This window comes from Rhodobacteraceae bacterium M382 (assembly GCA_025141015.1).
GTDB lineage: Bacteria > Pseudomonadota > Alphaproteobacteria > Rhodobacterales > Rhodobacteraceae > Aliisedimentitalea > Aliisedimentitalea scapharcae.
This window is the reverse complement of record CP081101.1, coordinates 241,189-258,369: the sequence shown is the minus strand read 5'-3', so window position 1 is coordinate 258,369 and position 17,181 is coordinate 241,189. Positions and strand designations below refer to the sequence as shown.

General features: G+C 57.9%; 15 protein-coding genes. 9 read left to right on the top strand and 6 right to left on the bottom strand.

The window, feature by feature from the left end; all coding sequences use genetic code 11:
- Positions 1 to 90 precede the first annotated feature (90 nt).
- The 3 genes from K3727_23590 to K3727_23580 are packed head-to-tail and all read left to right on the top strand — an operon-like array spanning position 91 to position 3,483.
- Complete coding sequence (locus K3727_23590) at positions 91 to 1,611, top strand: trimethylamine methyltransferase family protein (GenBank protein UWQ93788.1); 1,521 nt, start codon at positions 91 to 93, stop codon at positions 1,609 to 1,611.
- The gene (locus tag K3727_23585) at positions 1,571 to 2,470 is read left to right on the top strand and encodes a DMT family transporter (GenBank protein ID UWQ93787.1); all 900 of its coding nucleotides are present in this window, start codon (positions 1,571 to 1,573) and stop codon (positions 2,468 to 2,470) included. Before K3727_23590 ends, K3727_23585 begins: the two co-directional genes overlap by 41 nt.
- Positions 2,467 to 3,483, top strand: coding sequence for a succinylglutamate desuccinylase/aspartoacylase family protein (locus tag K3727_23580; protein UWQ93786.1), 1,017 nt, complete (start codon positions 2,467 to 2,469; stop codon positions 3,481 to 3,483). Before K3727_23585 ends, K3727_23580 begins: the two co-directional genes overlap by 4 nt.
- Here the strand turns inward: K3727_23580 and K3727_23575 are convergent.
- Entirely contained in the window at positions 3,480 to 4,505 is a 1,026-nt protein-coding gene (locus K3727_23575) for an NAD-dependent epimerase/dehydratase family protein (GenBank protein ID UWQ93785.1), read from the bottom strand. The genes K3727_23580 and K3727_23575 overlap by 4 nt on opposite strands.
- A 203-nt stretch (positions 4,506 to 4,708) precedes the next feature.
- Here K3727_23575 and K3727_23570 point away from each other — a divergent pair, with 203 nt between their 5' ends.
- Both K3727_23570 and K3727_23565 read left to right on the top strand, forming a co-directional pair.
- A complete protein-coding gene (locus tag K3727_23570; protein ID UWQ93784.1) occupies positions 4,709 to 5,650 on the top strand; it encodes a DUF1403 family protein in 942 nt (313 codons plus the stop codon).
- Between the two features lie 2 nt (positions 5,651 to 5,652).
- The gene (locus K3727_23565) at positions 5,653 to 6,252 is read left to right on the top strand and encodes an SMC-Scp complex subunit ScpB (protein ID UWQ93783.1); all 600 of its coding nucleotides are present in this window, start codon (positions 5,653 to 5,655) and stop codon (positions 6,250 to 6,252) included.
- A 5-nt stretch (positions 6,253 to 6,257) separates the two neighbouring features.
- On the opposite strand, the gene K3727_23560 is transcribed toward K3727_23565, so the two are convergent.
- Positions 6,258 to 6,632, bottom strand: a complete 375-nt coding sequence (locus tag K3727_23560) for a CrcB family protein (GenBank protein UWQ93782.1) — start codon at positions 6,630 to 6,632, stop codon at positions 6,258 to 6,260.
- Entirely contained in the window at positions 6,625 to 6,996 is a 372-nt protein-coding gene (locus tag K3727_23555; GenBank protein UWQ93952.1) for a CrcB family protein, read from the bottom strand. Before K3727_23555 ends, K3727_23560 begins: the two co-directional genes overlap by 8 nt.
- Before the next feature lie 411 nt (positions 6,997 to 7,407).
- On the opposite strand from K3727_23555, the gene K3727_23550 reads away from it, so the two are divergent.
- From K3727_23550 to K3727_23540, 3 genes are all read left to right on the top strand, one after another.
- Positions 7,408 to 8,709 (top strand): FAD-binding oxidoreductase, encoded by a 1,302-nt coding sequence (locus tag K3727_23550; GenBank protein UWQ93951.1) that lies wholly within the window; start codon positions 7,408 to 7,410, stop codon positions 8,707 to 8,709.
- Positions 8,710 to 8,724: 15 nt separating this feature from the next.
- Positions 8,725 to 10,065, top strand: a complete 1,341-nt coding sequence (locus K3727_23545) for an FAD-binding oxidoreductase (protein UWQ93781.1) — start codon at positions 8,725 to 8,727, stop codon at positions 10,063 to 10,065.
- A gap of 291 nt (positions 10,066 to 10,356) precedes the next feature.
- Positions 10,357 to 10,785, top strand: coding sequence for a DedA family protein (locus K3727_23540; GenBank protein ID UWQ93780.1), 429 nt, complete (start codon positions 10,357 to 10,359; stop codon positions 10,783 to 10,785).
- Positions 10,786 to 10,823: 38 nt separating this feature from the next.
- Here the strand turns inward: K3727_23540 and katG are convergent, their stop codons facing one another.
- Positions 10,824 to 13,013, bottom strand: a complete 2,190-nt coding sequence (gene katG, locus K3727_23535; GenBank protein ID UWQ93779.1) for a catalase/peroxidase HPI — start codon at positions 13,011 to 13,013, stop codon at positions 10,824 to 10,826.
- A 191-nt stretch (positions 13,014 to 13,204) separates the two neighbouring features.
- On the opposite strand from katG, the gene K3727_23530 reads away from it, so the two are divergent.
- On the top strand, positions 13,205 to 14,128 hold the full coding sequence (locus K3727_23530) for a LysR family transcriptional regulator (GenBank protein UWQ93778.1): 924 nt from the start codon (positions 13,205 to 13,207) through the stop codon (positions 14,126 to 14,128).
- 81 nt (positions 14,129 to 14,209) lie between these two features.
- Here the strand turns inward: K3727_23530 and K3727_23525 are convergent, their stop codons facing one another.
- Both K3727_23525 and K3727_23520 read right to left on the bottom strand, forming a co-directional pair.
- Positions 14,210 to 16,045, bottom strand: a complete 1,836-nt coding sequence (locus K3727_23525) for a BCCT family transporter (protein UWQ93777.1) — start codon at positions 16,043 to 16,045, stop codon at positions 14,210 to 14,212.
- Between the two features lie 115 nt (positions 16,046 to 16,160).
- Positions 16,161 to 17,171 carry an Ldh family oxidoreductase gene (locus K3727_23520; protein ID UWQ93776.1) on the bottom strand — a complete coding sequence of 337 codons (1,011 nt, stop codon included), beginning with the start codon at positions 17,169 to 17,171 and terminating at the stop codon, positions 16,161 to 16,163.
- Between the last annotated feature and the right edge of the window lie 10 nt (positions 17,172 to 17,181).

Sequence of the window (17,181 nt, the reverse complement as noted above, 5' to 3'; positions counted from 1 at the left end):
TGGAATATTTTGACGTGATCCATTCGGAAACTTGGGCGGGGGTGTCTGGGGGTTGAGCCCCCAATCCACAAACCCAACAGGAGTATCGAAATGGCCCGTCGCCGCACCCCTCGTAAACCCCGGACCACCGGGATCACCCAACGTCCATTCGCCGAACTGCGTAATCCGCTGCGCCCCGTTGAATTGATCTCGGCCGATCAGGTCGAAACCATCCACCATGCCAGCCTGCGTGTCCTGCGTGATATTGGGCTCAAGGTGGACAGCGCGGTTGCCCGGCAGTTGCTGGGCGATATTGGTGCAAATGTCGACGCGGACAGCCATATCGTCCGCTTTGACCCGGCGCAGATCGAAGAGATGATCACGGGGATTCCTTCAGAATTCACCATTCATGCGCGTAACCCTGCAAAAACAGTAACTGTGGGTGGCAATTCCTTGACCTTTGCCACCGTATGCGGCCCATCGTTCGTTTCGGATCTGGATCGGGGTAGGCGGGCTGGAACCCTGCAGGACATGCAAGATTTCGTAAAGCTTTCGGCCTCGCTCAATGTCTTTCACCACGAAGGAGGGGCAGGGTGCGAACCGTTGGAGCTGCCGCCGGAAACCCGCCATCTGGACATGATGCTGGCGCAGACGACGCTGTGCGACAAGGGCTGGCAGCCATGTTGGATGAATACGGCCGAACGGGCCCGCGATTGTATCGAAATGGCCCGCATCGCGTTGCAAGTCAGCGAGGACGAGCTGCGCCAGAGGCCGGGAATTCTGGGTGGGATCAATACCAATTCACCTTTGTTGCTGGATGATGGCCAGGCCGACGCGATGATCGAATTTGCCCGCGCCGGGCAGCCTGTTCACATCACGCCATTTACGTTGGCCGGGGCCATGGCACCGGCCACTGTGGGCGGAGCCTTGGTTCAGCAGAACGCCGAAGCCTTGGCGGGGGTGGTGTTGGGACAGGCCGCCTGTCGTGGTGCGCCGGTATTTTATGGGCATTTCACCTCCAACGTGGACATGAAAACTGGCTCGCCTGCCTTTGGTACACCCGAATATGCGCAATCGGTAATGGTCTCCGGCCAAATGGCGCGCCGTTATGGATTGCCGATCCGGTCTTCGAACACCACTGGCGCAGCCTGCGTGGACGCCCAGGCGGCGTATGAATCCGACATGTCGATCAATGCATGCATTCAGGGCCATATCAACGTGATGATGCACGCGGGTGGTTGGCTGGAGGGCGGGCTGACCTGCTCGTTCGAAAAGCTGATCCTGGATGCGGAACTGTTGCAATTGCAATCGGCGTTGCTGGACCCGATCGACCTGAGCGATGCGGCCATCGGGCTGGATGCCATGGCTGAGGCTGGACCGGGCGGACACTTCTTTGGCACGGCGCACACGTTGGAACGATATGAAGATGCCTTTTACAGCCCGATCCTGTCCGATTGGCGCAACTTTGAAACCTGGCAGGATGATGGGGCCAGAACAGCGACACAACGTGCCAATGGGATCTGGAAACAACTGCTGCGCGACTATGAAAAACCACCGATCGACCCCGGTGTCGAGGAAGAGCTGGAGGCCTATGTTGCCAAGCGTAAACGTGAAATCCGTCCCGGTTCCTGAAAGGGTTCCATATGGTGCCGCAGCTTTGGCGGTGGCGTCGCTGGCGATGTTTCCCGCCGCCGATGCACTGGCCAAATCGCTAGCGGATCATCTGGGTGTGCTGGTCATCGTTTGGGCGCGCCTGCTGGGGTCGGCCGTGCTGATCAGCCCGATTTGGCTGTGGCAGCGTCCGGGCCGTCCCACCCGTCGCGCTGTCGCGACCGAAGCTCTGAGGGCCGTGATCATTATTGCCGCCTTTGGCAGCTTTGTTCTGTCGTTTCGCACAATCCCATTTGCCGAGGCGATGACCTATTACTCCTTTGCGCCAATCGTTGCCTCGGTCCTGGCGGTTCTGGTGCTGAAGGAACGAATGACCGCTGCCAGAACATTGGCCCTGATGCTTGGATTGATCGGAGTTCTCGTTGCCCTGAACCCCGGAGCAACCCCCGCCGTTGGCGCCTATTTTGCAATGCTGACCGGATGCCTGTACGGCGGGTACCTGTTTCTGAATCGGGTGGTGGCGGTGCGCTGGCATCCAATTCAAGCACTGTTCCTGCAATTCTGGATCGGCGCGATACTGTTGACCCCATTGGTGTGGGCACAGCTGGGTCCGCACGTGGTCGAATACCTGCCACGGCTGGCCGCGATTGCTGGGGTCTCTGTGATTTGCAATGTGTTGCTGATCTATGCGTTCCGGATGGCCGAGGCGTCGTTCCTCGCGCCGTTCATGTATATCGAAATCCCTTCGGCCCTGTTGATGGCTGTTGTGTTTCTTGGTGAAATTCCGTCACTCAATCTGTTGTTGGGGGCGGCAATGATCCTGGGGGCCGGATTGCTGGTGATCCGACCCCCCCGAGCTTCTCAAATGAATGGAAAATGACCATGCTTACACACGGCCCAGTCAGGACAAGTTTTGATTTTGACGCTCCTGGTAAACGCAGCGGGTTTCTGGACCTGACCCATTCCAGCAATGATTTGGCATTTAGCGCCATCCGCGTGCCGGTTGGTGTGATCAACGGGGGAGATGGCCCAACGGTATTGATGAGTGCGGGCAATCATGGCGATGAATACGAAGGTCAGGTGATTTTGCACCAATTGATGCAAACACTGGACCCAGGCGACATTCAGGGGCGGATCATATTTTTGCCTGCGTTGAATACCCCTGCCGTGCGGGCGCGGGCGCGGGTGTCACCGCTGGACGGCGGCAATATGAACCGCAGTTTCCCCGGAGACCCGACATCAGGACCAACGGCAGCGATTGCAGCCTTCGTCAACGCGCATCTGATCGGGCGGGCAGATGTGGTGTTGGACTATCATTCTGGTGGTACTGCTACAGAGTATGTCGATTGCGGGTTTCTGTGTGTCGGACCGAACGCGACATTGAATGCGGCCAATCTGGAGTTGGCGCATGTGTTTGGTGCTCCGTTTACGATGGTTTGCCCAATTGACGGGACTGGTGGCGATTTCGACACCGCCGCATATCTGCAAAACACCCGGTTTCTGTCCTGCGAATTGGGCGGATTGGGGCGCTTTTCACCGGCCGCGTTTCAAATCGGCTGGGATGCCACGCGGCGCGTGCTGTCACATCTGGGTCTAATCCAAAAAGAGACAACTCCACCCAAGACGCGTTTCATAGACATCACTGGTCACAGCAGCTTTACCAGCGCTGCACATCACGGGTTGGCGCAATTGCATGTATCGCCGGGGGATCAGGTCGCTGTCGGAGATCTTTTGGCGACGTTGCACGACTTGCACAATTTTGGTGAGCAACGGGCGGCATATCACGCAGATCGGGCCGGAGTAATCTCGATCTGTCGGCGCAACCCTGTAGTCGCGCCAGGTGATCACCTGTGCCTGCTCAGCGCGGAAATTCCGGCCAAAGATGTGCTTTAGACCTGATAATAGTCGCGGTACCAATCGACAAATTGGCGAACCCCATCGGTGACGGATGTGGTTAAGGTGACCCCTGTCAGATCCTTTAACAGTTGGGTTTCGGCCCATGTGGCCGGAACGTCGCCGGGTTGCATGCCCATCATCCGTTTTTTTGCGGTCCGCCCGATGGCGTGTTCGATTGCAGCGATGAAATCCATCAGCGCAGTCGGCTGGCTGGCCCCAATATTGACCACCCGGAACGGTGCCACAGGGCTGAGGCTGTCATGCGCGCCGACTGGCTGTTCTCCCGGCGGTGCATCGGCCAGCTTGATGATCGCAGTCACGAGATCGTCGATATAGGTGAAATCGCGTTGCATCTTGCCATGGTTGTAGATGTCGATTGGCTCTCCATCCAGGATCGCACGGGTGAATTTGAAATAGGCCATGTCCGGGCGTCCCCAGGGTCCATAGACGGTAAAGAACCGGAACATGGTGATCGGCAAGCGATAGAGATGCGCATAGGAATGGGCCATCGCCTCGCTCGCCTTTTTGGTGGCGGCATAGAATGACATCTGGGTGTCAACCTTGTCCGTCTCGCGGTAAGGCATGTGTTCGTTGGCACCATAGATCGAACTGGTTGATGCCAACAGCATATGTGCAGGCGGATGGGCACGGGCGGCTTCGATCAATTCAAAAGTGCCCATCAGGTTTGCTTCGACGTAATCGCGGGGGGCCTCGATGGAATGGCGAACCCCGGCCTGGCCGGCCAGATGGATGACAATTTCAGGGCTGTGATCGGCAAACAGCTGACTCATCTGACCGGGGTCTTCGACCTTGGCGATGATGGGGATGAAACTGTTGTATTTCGTCAGATGGGCCTGGCGATCCCGTTTCAGATCGGGGTCATAATAGGAATTCATCGAATCGATCCCGACAACCTTCCAGCCCGCCTTGAGCAAGCTCAGGCACACAGTGCTGCCAATGAAACCGGCCGATCCGGTGACCAGGGCAGTGCGGGGACCATTAGTGTCAGAATTCGCCATGGTGACTCCCGCGAATGACGTCATTGAGTGTGTGGGCCGTTTCTGTCAAATTGCACGGTCAAAGGCAACGCGCGATCCCGTTATGCCCCGGTCGCGCGTTCAAGGCCCCCGAGGATGTGGCAAAAAATGGCCGGATCCCAAACTGCGGCGGTTCACCTGCATTTGGATGGTACCAACCGCCGTGCGCTGTTAAGGTTTCCGGGATGAAACCTATCCTGCCCTTGTCCAACCAATCCACCGGCCATAGCGCTGAAATTCCTGCATGGGTTGCAGCCCGGCGTGGTGAAACGGCAGAGATGGCCGCATTTTCCTCTGGTGCCGCGTTGGCTGTCTTGCATCCGTTCGTCGCGCAACGACATGCCAGCGTTCCGGGGGCGTTGTTGCGTCAAAGGTTGGCATTGCAGGCCACGGAATATTGCCTGACGCTGGAAGGGCGTCGCGATAGCCCCGGCGACATTCGCGATGCGGTATGTCTGCACCGTGCGGGCGAGGCGTTGGGACCGGCAGGGGAGGTGTTCTCGCTGTGGTCGCAGGCAACCCGTTTGCCGATGACCCACCGCAATTGGCTCAACCTGCTGACTGATCTGCTCCCAGCGACATTGGGGCCAGACGTTCCCGCGCTGGTGGCCGAGGCCGGACATGGGGATCCGGTCGGCGGGGCGACATCTGTTTTGGTGCAAATGTTGACCCGATGGCCGCGGGCGGAAACTGCGGCGTTGATCTGTGCCGATGTGGTCCTGGCACGGGCGTTGGGATGGTTCCAACCGGTGCCATTACTGGGTTGGACCTTGCCGCGCAAATTGGTGCGGCAGGCCGCCGATGGGGAAAAAAATATGACCGGCTGTCACCAGGCTTTGACTCAGGCGGCAACCCAAGCCATTCGGATCGCACAGGATCTGGAGCGGCGCGCCGAACAGCTACGGGCGGCGGCCCCCAAGCTGCGGGCCAAGGCATCGGATGCGGCGGTCGAGTTGTTTCTGACACAGGACGCAGTTTTCCCTGGAACCATGCTGACACCAATCGTTCGGGGGACTTCACAGCCCATGACCGATCGGGCGGCCCGCCGTCTGTGCGACCGGCTGGTCAGCCTGGGTGTCATTCGGGAGCTGACTGGCCGACCCAGTTTTCGCATCTACGGGGTGTAAACATGGCCAGGAAAAAGGATGCGTCAGATCTGGACCGCGAACTGAAGGATTTGCCGCAGGCGCAACGCTGGCGCGAATGGATGCATCGGATCGAAGCGGTGCTATTTGCCAGTGCCACACCGGTGCCGCGGGCCGATTTGGCACGTGTGGTTGGTCAGGGCGTGTCGGTTGATCTGTTGATCGACGATATTCAGGCGGATCTGGTGGACCGCCCCTACGAAGTGATGGCGGTTGGAGACAGCTGGAGCTTGCGGACCCGCCCGAAATTCGGTGTCGTGATCCGGGCCGCAGCGGATGTACGGGATCAGTCGCTGGACCTTTCCGAGTTCGAAGTCGCGGTATTGGGCGCCATTGCCTATCATCAACCGTTGGACAGGGCCGGGTTGGAAGACATTTTTGGCAAGGACGTTTCGCGCGACGTGATCTCCCGACTTCGCCAAAACGAACTAATTTCGACGGGTCCGCGCAGCCCCCGCCCCGGTGCGCCATATACTTATGTAACAACGGAAAAGTTTCTGATGATGTTTGACCTCAAATCCTTGCGTGACTTGCCGGACCGCGAAATGCTGGAAGATGCCGGGTTGGTGCAGAAGATCGGATGAGCGGATCAGCCAAGCAAAGCGCCAACGCCCCATAGGCCCAACCAGAAACCGATGCCACACAGGATCAGGCTGAGTCCGATGTTGCCTGCCGCGGTCAAAACGCTGCGGTCGCGGTGCAATTTCAGGGTCTGATAGGCAAAGCTCGAAAAGGTGGTGAACCCACCGCAAAAGCCGAATACCAGTTGACGCTCTTCTTCTCCCATCGAAGGGAGGCCGCCCAGGTTGGCAATCCAGGCACCCAAAAGCAGGCTTCCCATGACATTTACGACAAGGGTCGAGACCGGCAGGTCATGGGTGATCGCCTGGGCAATCCAATGACGCAGGACAGCACCCAGCCCACCACCCAGTGCAAAGAGACCATGGAGATAGAGGTCAGTCATGAAAATCGCCCCCCCCATACATCCAGCGACCGATGGTCTCTCCGATCATGGCGGCACCCAGACCACACAGGATTTCCAGACCCGGTGCGGTGATCACATGAATGCTGCCGTCGGCTGCAAACCGGGCAATCTCTGCCATAAAGGACGAAAACGTCGACAGCCCGCCACAAAATCCAACTGCTCCCAAATGCACGATATGGGCATGGACCCGGTGACGTATCGCATACAGATATCCCAGCACCAGACAGGCGGTGACATTGATGGCGAACGTTGCACTTAGAAATGGCAGGCCGGGGATTTGAGCAGAAAACACTTCGCGCAGAACCGACCCAAACGCACCGCCGACAAAGACAGCCAGATACATCAGCCCCCGGTTCAAGATATCTGTCCTCTTGTGTTTTGGTGGTCAGGTTAGATTGCTTTTTGGAGAGGCCGCCAAAGGCGTGCAAGAAGAAAACATGTTCGGTATATTGGTTTGGAGCATGATGGTGTTGGAGAACCGTCATTTGATCAAAACAAAGGGGAGTGGGTTTTTCTTGTCAAGCTGTATCATACGACACCAAGTTGGCAGGAAGTGGCTGGTTTGACAGAAAATGAGACCAAAAGACCTCCAGGTGCCGTCCGGCATTGATTGACAGGAATGATAATTTGATCATAAATTTGGTCAAACGTCGCCTCTGTCCATCCGGTTGCTTTGACCGGTGTCGACCTGCAACGCGAAATCGCAACACCTGACGCGCCGGGCCGTACCGGAGCGCATGACATGGGGCCCTCTGTGGATCTGTTGACCGTCAATGACCAACCGGGGGTCTATCCGGCCTCTTATTATGCAGCGTCCGCAACGCCGCTGGCTCCGTTTGCTCAGGCCCAGGGGCAACTGCAGTGCGATGTCTGTGTGGTGGGTGGCGGGTTCACAGGGCTGTCGACTGCGCTGCATCTGGCGCAGCGGGGATATGACGTGATCCTGATCGAAGCACAACGCGTCGGCTTTGGCGCTTCGGGCCGCAATGGAGGGCAGGTCGGGCAGGGGCAGCGGGTCGACCAGGAAGAACTGGAAAACATGCTGGGTGTTGATCACGCCCGGGCGCTTTGGGCCATCGCGAACCAGTCGGTCGATCTGGTCCGCGGCCTGGCCAAATCCGATTTTGTCCATGCGGACTTTCATGATGGGATCATTCACGCGGATCATCGCAAACGTTATGTGGCACACAGCCGCGACTATGTTCGCAAGCTGAACGACGACTATGGCTATGACAGGGTGCGTTTTCTGGATACCGAAGAATGCCGGCACCTGGTTAACTCTCCTGCTTACTTTGGCGGATCCATTGATATGGAGGCCGGTCATATTCACCCGTTGGAACTGGCATTGGGGTTGGCCCGCATGGCAGTTGCGGCCGGTGTGCGGATTTATGAACAGACGCGCATGACCGACTTGGAGCATGGAACCCGGGCAACGGTAAATACCGATCAGGTCCAAATCCGGGCGGATCACGTGGTGCTGGGGTGCAATGGATATCTGGGAGATGTGAACCGTCACGTGGCCGAACGGGTGATGCCGATCAACAATTACATCATTGCCACCGAACCCATGTCACCCGAGGCCCAAGAAAACCTGATCCGAAACAATCATGCGGTGGCCGACAGCAAATTTGTGGTGAACTACTTCCGGTTCTCAGATGACCATCGGTTGCTGTTCGGCGGCACCGAAAGCTATCGCTACAAATTTCCTGATGACATCGCGGGGGCGGTGCGCCGCCCGATGCTCGAAATCTATCCCCAACTCAAAGAGACCCGAATTGATTTCGCCTGGGGTGGGACATTGGGGATCACCATGAACCGGATGCCCCATTTTGAGCGGCTGGCAGGTAATGTGATCAGTTGTTCGGGATTTTCAGGGCATGGTGTGGCGATGGCCACCTTGTCAGGTCAGATCGCGGCCGAAACAATATCTGGTCAAGCCGAACGTTTCGACCTGATGGCCAAGGTGCCGACGCCGACTTTTCCGGGTGGCCCGGCGTTGCGATCCCCTCTTTTGGTTTTGGCGATGCTGTGGTTTTCCTTGCGCGACAAACTGTAACCGGAGGGGGTAGACATGAAGCGCATTTATGAACCCATGGCCTACCAGAACCGCCCGATCCGTGACCGGTTTTGGGACGACACAGTGCCCAAACAACGACCGGAATACCCGGAATTGACCGGTGAAGTGGTCGCAGAATTTGCCGTGATCGGTGGAGGTTATACGGGTTTGTCCGCGGCGTTGCATCTGGCCGAGGCGGGCGCAGATGTCGTGCTGGTGGATGCCGAGACGCCCGGGTGGGGTGCCTCGGGGCGCAATGGTGGTCTGGTGTCCGTGGGCGGATCCAAGGTCGAGGACGACTATATCATTCGTCGGTTTGGCCAAACCGACGCACAGCAGTATTTCGAAGCCGAACGGGGCGGTGTGGATCTGGTCGATGGATATCTGAACCGGTTCGAGCTGGATGTTGACCGGCATTCCGACGGCTATACCTCTGTTGCCCATACACCTGCAGCGATTTCTGGTCTCAGGGCTTATGGAGAAAGCTACTCAGCCCGCTATGGGTTGCCCTACCGGTTTGTGCCCAAGGGTGAAATGGCCGAGCAGGGTATGGACAGTCCCGATTTTTACGCTGCGGGGCATTTGCCGATCGGGTTTGCGTTGAACCCGATGAAGTTTGTTTTGGGTTTGACACGTGCGGTCAAGGCAGCAGGCGTTCGCATGTTTTCCAACACGCCGGTCTCTGCGGTTCATCGGGACGGGGCACATGTGTTGACCACGCCACAGGGGCAAGTCCGGGCAAACAAGCTGTTGATTGCCACCAACGGATACTCCAGCGACGACGTGCCCGGTGCGATGGCCAACCGATATTTGCCGGTGCAATCGAACATTTTGGTCTCCCGCCCCTTGAGCGATCAAGAAATCGCTGCCCAGGGGTGGTCCAGTCGCCAAATGTTCGTCGATACGCGGACATTGCTGCACTATTTTCGCCTGTTGCCAGACAATCGAATGATGTTGGGTTTGCGCGGCTCAGTGCGGGTCAGCGAAGCCCATTTGACCCGTACCCGGGCCATTGCCCGGGCGGATTTTGACCGGATGTTTCCGGCCTGGGCGCATGTCGAGACGCCGTATTTCTGGTCCGGTCTGATCTGCATGACCCGCGATCTGTTGCCTTTTGCAGGGGCGTTGCCGGGCGCTGATAATATGTGGGGTGCCTTTGGGTATCACGGCAATGGCGTAACGATGGCAAATTACTCTGGGGCTTTGATTGCTGATCTGGCGTTGGGTCGCCGCGAATTGCCCCATCCCGATTTAATGCAGCGCCGGTTGCGCCGGTTCGAACTGGGTCCATTTCGGCGCTGGTCGCTACCACCCGCTTTTGCCTGGTACCGGATGCAGGATAATCGGCTCAATTAGGGTCATTTCAGGTACGGCGAAAAAAGGGGTAAGGAGCTTCCCGGACTGGTGGGTTGGAAAGCGATTGTTCGCCTCTCCGGCACGACGAAAGACGGCCCTCAGACGGAGGGAGAACAACACCCCAACCGGGATCATGCACGGCATAACGCTGCCGGGCGCTCGTCAGGCAGTTAAATGATGGTTCTCGTCGCGTCACAGAGCTACAAGGTAGCGATTGCACTGATACTGGGGAGCCAGACTTTTTGTGTTTGGAACATTTAATGGACCCCTGGATCCCGGGGGAAAGACGCCATGATTGGTTACCTGGGCCTATTTGCTTCGGCGTTGATCGCGGCGACGGTTCTGCCGATGCAATCCGAAGCAGTCCTGGTCGGACTGTTGTTAAACGGGAGCCATTCGGTGGGTGCCCTGTTGGGTGTGGCGACGGTAGGGAATGTTTTGGGGTCGGTAGTCAACTGGGTACTGGGTCGGTTTTTGCTACGGTATCGGGATCAACGCTGGTTTCCCGTCAATGATCAACAGCTGCACCGAGCACAGGGGTGGTATCACCGGTATGGTCGTTGGTCGCTTTTAGGCAGTTGGCTGCCGATTGTCGGGGATCCACTGACCGTGGTTGCCGGTGTGATGCGGGAGCCGCTGGTTCCCTTTTTGGTGTTGGTCACGGTGGCAAAAGGCACGCGATACCTGGTTCTGGCTGCTGCCACTTTGGCCTGGGTGTAAGTCGGGCGTGGGACGAACCCACGCCCGGTTGATCCCGGTCAGCTCAGGTCAAAGCGGTCCGCGTTCATCACTTTTGTCCAGGCGGCGACGAAATCAGAGACAAAGGCTGCCTGATTGTCGTTCTGGGCATACACTTCGGACAGGGCCCGCAATTGCGAGTTCGAGCCGAAAACGAGATCGGCCCGGGTTGCGGTCCATTTAACGTCACCAGTGCTCCGATCGTGACCGTTGAATGTACCGGGTGCATCTGCGCTGGCTTTCCATTCGGTGCCCATATCCAACACGTTTACAAAAAAGTCGGTGCTCAGCGTGCCGACCCGATTGGTGAACACCCCATGTTTGCTGCCACCGCTATTGGCACCCAGAACCCGCAGACCACCGACCAGAACGGTCATCTCTGGCGCACCCAATGTTAACAGCTGTGCCCGATCGACCAGCAGTTCTTCGGCAGAGACGCTGAACTGCTTTTGCTGATAGTTGCGGAACCCGTCCGCTACCGGTTCCAGAACGTCGAACCCTTCGGCATCTGTTTGTTCGGCCGTTGCATCACCACGCCCCGGTGCAAAGGGCACCTCGACATCATGGCCACCATCGCGCGCGGCCTGTTCTACCGCTGCCGATCCTGCCAGCACGATCAGGTCAGCCATGGTGATATGACCGGATCCGGCGTTGAAGGCGGTACGGACCCCTTCGAGAGTGTCCAGAACACGGGCCAGTTGCTCGGGGTCGTTGGCTTCCCAACCATTTTGCGGGGCCAGACGAATGCGGGCACCGTTGGCACCGCCGCGACTGTCAGACCCGCGGAAAGTCGAAGCCGACGCCCAGGCGGTGGCAACCAATTCCGACACGCTCAGGTCCGCGTTCAGAACCGATGCTTTCAGCGCAGCGATATCCGCGTCCGTGACATTGGTGTCCGAGGCGGGGATCGGGTCCTGCCAGATCAGGTCTTCGGCCGGAACTTCGGCCCCCAGATAGCGCGCCTTGGGCCCCATGTCGCGGTGGGTCAGCTTGAACCATGCACGGGCAAAGGCCTCGGCGAATTGATCCGGGTTTTCGTGGAAGCGTTTCGATATCGGGCCATAGATCGGATCCATGCGCATCGCCATATCGGCGGTGGTCATCATGGTCTTGACCTTTTGCGTCGCGTCATGAGCGGCAGGGGCCATGTCTTCTTCGGTGACGCCGACAGGTTCCCAGATCCAGGCACCCGCAGGGCTTTTGGTGAGGTCCCAGTCATAACCGAACAACAGGTCGAAATAACCATTGTCCCATTTGATCGGGTTTGCCGTCCAGGCACCTTCGATGCCGCTGGTGATGGTGTCACCGCCCTTGCCGCTGGCGTGGGTGCTGAGCCAGCCAAAGCCCATGGCCTCGATTGGGGCTGCTTCGGGTTCGGGTCCGACATGGGACGGATCTCCCGCGCCATGTGCCTTGCCAAAGGTGTGCCCCCCGGCGACCAACGCCACAGTGTCCTCGTCGTTCATGCCCATGCGGCCAAAAGTGTCGCGGATGTCCCGGCCCGATGCCAGCACCTTTGGGTCGCCGTTGGGGCCTTCGGGATTCACATAGATCAGACCCATCTGCACCGCAGCCAATGGGTTTTCCAGATCGCGTTCACCAGAGTAGCGTTCGTCGCCCAGCCAGGTGTCTTCAATACCCCAATATATGTCTTCTTCTGGGGCCCATATGTCGGCACGACCCCCACCAAACCCAAAGGTCTTGCCGCCCATGGATTCAATTGCGCAGTTGCCTGCCAGGATCATCAAATCGGCCCAGGAAATCTGATTTCCGTATTTCTGCTTGATCGGCCACAATAGACGTCGCGCCTTGTCCAGGTTGCCGTTGTCGGGCCAGCTGTTCAACGGGGCAAACCGTTGGTTGCCGGTTGATCCACCGCCCCGACCATCTGCGCTGCGATAGGTGCCAGCTGCATGCCACGCCATGCGGATGAAGAACGGACCATAATGCCCATAATCTGCCGGCCACCAATCCTGGCTGTCAGTCATCAACGCATACAGATCCTGCTTCAACGCCCCCAGATCCAGCTTCTTGAATTCTTCGGTATAGTTGAAATCAGCGCCCATCGGGTCGGATTTCGGTGAATGCTGATGCAGGATTTTGAGGTTCAGCTGGTTTGGCCACCAATCGCGATTCGATCTGACGCCGTTGCCGACAGCCCCATGCATGACCGGGCATCCGCCCGAAGTGTTCATATCGTTTCCGTCCATAGTGTTCTCCGATCGTGGCTTAACATGTTGAATCTTATTGAGGTCCAGGCCCCGCCTGGGTGCGGATGCATGTTTATTCAGGGCATTGAAATTGGGTGGATGGCTCCTTTGGTGCGTGCTTAGAATAATTCTAGCAAAGGAAATTGATTGGATTAAGTTGCATTTTCTGATCGTAACGATAGGAAAAGGTTATGATCAACTTTACTCTCAGACAACTGCGCTATTTCGAGGCGCTGGCGCGCATCGGTCACTTTGGTCGCGCTGCTGATGACCGGTCGATTTCCCAGCCAGCGCTGTCAGTGCAGATCCGAGAATTGGAGGAATCGCTGGGCATGACGCTGTTCGAACGCAATGCCCGCCAGGTGAGATTGACGGGGTTCGGCGAAGAATTTGCGGTGCGGGTTCGCGACATCCTGCGCTCTGTCGAAGAGCTGGGCGAACTGGCGCGGGCGTCGCAGGAGCGCTTGGTGGGACGGCTCAGAATTGGGGTAATTCCGACCATCGCTCCTTATATGTTGCCTCAGATCATTCGCGATTTGTCACAGTCGCATGGGGATCTTGATCTGCATGTGCGCGAAACCCTGACACCGAACCTGTTGCAGGAACTGGCCGAAGGGCGCATCGACACGGCCATTCTGGCGCTGCCGATTTCTGATCCTGCCTTTGCCGAAGTTGATCTGTTCTCGGAGAATTTTGTGCTGATCCGCCCTGGTGTGGATGCCAACAAACCGGTGCCGGATCGGGACATGCTGCGCGAAATGCGGCTTCTCTTACTGGAAGAGGGGCATTGTTTCCGTGATCAGGCGCTGACCTTTTGCAATATCCAATCGGCACGTCCGCGGGAATGGCTGGACGGTAGCACCCTGTCGACGCTGGTTCAGATGGTGAATGCCGGGATTGGCGTAACGTTGATCCCCGAGATGGCTCTGCAGGTTGAAACCCGGTCCGCTTCGGTGGCGGTGTCGCGGTTTCCGGACCCGCAGCCGTCGCGCAGCATCGGGATGATCTGGCGCAAATCCAGCCCGCTCGCCTCACAGCTGACCCAGATCTCGGATGAAATACGTCAGTCGGCCCTGACAATGCGCGAAGCGCACGCAACGACGTTAAAGGGTTGAGAACGGAAAACGCGCGCAGGTTTGACCCTGCACGCGTTCCGGAAGAGTGGCCTGACCCGCTAAGGGGCAAACCCTTTGGCGTTATTCGGCTGCGCTGGTCGCCACGGCCGCAGCTTTGTCGCGCTGGCTGTCGCGGAACAATGCCTTGGCCAAGGCCACACACATCAGGCCCATGACCATGGTAAAGGGCAGTGCGCCGATGATCATCGCGCTCTTCAACGCTTCCATCGGATCGGCACCACCGTTGGTTTTACCTGCGATCAGCAAGGTCGCGATCACCAACGTCAACAACAGACCCCAAACGATACGGTGTTTGATGCCGGTTTGCTGTTCGCCGCCGGACATGATGGTGTTCATCACCAGAATGCCCGAGTCCGCCGACGTGACGAGGAAGGTCATGATCAGGACCACACACATGATAGTGATGGCCGACAGGAACCCACCCGAAATCATTTCGCCCAAGGTGACAAACAGTTTCGCAGTGTTGGAGGCCCCGATGATGGCACCTTCCGCATTACCGGTCAGCTCCAGATCAATCGCAGTTCCGCCCAGGATGGTCATCCACGCGAAACAAACCATGGCAGGTGCGAACACGCAGCCGATGATGAATTCACGTACCGAACGACCTTTGGAGATGCGGGCCAGGAACAGGCCAACGAATGGCGAGAACGCGATCCACCAAGCCCAATAGAACGTGGTCCATCCGGCCTGCCAGCCGAATTGACGACCCTGTTCACCAGCCGCGTAGGCAGCGGTCAGAACTTCGTCGGACAGGTTGGCAGCTTCGCCTTCCAGGCCGGATTTGAACCCGGCAAACGATCCCCATGCATTGGTTGCACCACCGCGCAGCGCATCAGCATGCGGTGCGGCATCAGCAGGCAGCCCCGCCGCAAATGCGTCAGCAGACATTGGACCAAAGGCACCAAAAGACAGCGATACATAGTGCAGGATGTAGTCAACAAAAGCCGACACATAAGTCGACATGGCAAACAGGAACGATCCAAAGATAACAAAAGTCATCAGCAGGATGATCGACAGAACCAGGTTGAGGTTCGACAGGTATTTCACCCCGCGGCCAACACCCGACACGGCGGACAGGATCGACATGCTCATGATGACCAACAGACCTGCTACCAGACCGACTGTACCCGGTTTGGGTGCGTCACCAGTCATATCCATCATCCATTCCATACCCGTGATGGCATACATGCCGTCGATGAACTGCGAGACACCGAAGCCGATGGTCACGGAAACACCCAGAATGGTTGCCACAACGCCCAGAACGTCTACGACGTGACCCAGGAAGCCGTTCATCAGGCTACCGAACAATGGTGTCAGGGCCGATCGGATGGTCAATGGCATGTTGCGGGTATAGGCGTAGTAGGCCAACGCCAGACCTGTGGTCACATAGATGGCCCATGCGTGGAAGCCATAGTGCAGGAACGTATAACGGTATCCAGACTGAACGGCCTCTTCGGTGTTCGGCGCTACATTGCCGGACAGGACTTCGGGGTTTGATCCCCACAGGCCCAGAGGTTCTGCGGTGGCGAAAACCATCAGGCCGACGCCCAGACCAGCCCCGAACATCATCGAGAACCATGAGAAGTTCGAAAACTCCGGTGCTTCACCCGGGGTTCCCATCACGCGTTTACCCGTGCTGGGCAGAATCGCGACAACCAAAAGGAAGAAGGAAAACAGGCCAACAATGATGATATAGAAGGCATTGAAATCTTCCAGCAGGCGCCAGTTCAGGCTGCCCAGAACGCCATTGGCGTTGGCTGGCCATATCAATGCCCAGATCACCAGCGCGACCATGATCCCCTTGCTCAGCAAGGCGATCTCGACGCTGTGACCTTCGTAAAAACCGCCACCAGCTTTGGGGATCTGGAGATCGGTAAAGGGTTGTTTGATAGACATGTGTTCCTCCCTGTTCACACAATTGTCCTAGTTTTCCCAATTGCGCCGTTTGCACTTGCTCTTGTCCGGTGGAAAACGGTCAAGAAACGACACATGTGTCGAGAAAACTGTCGTGTCAGAGCAGAATCGCGTTGATCCGCTCCAAAGTTGCGACGTTGACTGCAACGCCGTGTTCAGCGGACTTGCGCCGCTTGGCCTGACGTCCATCGCCAGGAAGATGGGCACCATCCTGTTCGTGGATGGCTGCCACCAGCGCTGACATGCGCGCGGCGAAATCGCCCTGCGATGTCTGGCCCGGGTCAATGGCGATAAAGAATTGTCCGGTTTTTGGGGGACCGCCTGCGGTGCCGGAAAACGGCGACGCATCTATGCCCAGCGTCGCGCCGGTCATTGCGGCGGCCATGATTTCGGTCAGTAGGGCGATGCCCACGCCTTTGTATCCACCCGAAGGGGCCATGGACCCTTTGAGGCCAACGTTGGGGTCCGTGGTGGGGTTGCCCTCGCTATCCAATGCCCAACCAACCGGGATCGATTTGCCTTCGCGGGCGTGTTTCATCACTTCGGATTTGGCGATGGTGCTGGCACTTTGGTCGATCAACAGGGCGGGTTGCCCGTCAGCTCCGGGGGCGGCGATGGAAAACGGATTGGTCCCGACAACGGGTTTGGACCCGCCCGAGGGCGCGATGGACGCAGGTGCATTGGTGAACCCCATGCCCAGCAGTCCGGCCTGGGCCAGCCGGTATGTATGGCAGCCCAGAACACCACAATTATAGCTGTTGTTGATCGCCAATGCGGCAATTCCCTGTTCCCGGGCCAGCGGGATCAGGGTTTCGAAACCCATGTCGATGGCCGCATGGGCGAACCCTGTGGCCGCATCGACTTTGACCACACCAGGGCGGGGTTGGGTCAGCACCGGTTTGGCCTGCCCATCAACCTTGCCACACTGCACATGTTCGCAATAAATCGGAATATAGGCCAATCCGTGGCTTGCAACGCCGTCCGCTTCGGTCTGGGCAGTTGCTGCGGCCAGCGGGCGGGCATTTTCTTCGGATGTGCCAGCGGCCATGAGGGCGCGCAAGGACAGGTCTTCGATCTCGGCAAGAGTCAGTGTTTTGGTTTCAATCATGGTGTCCTCG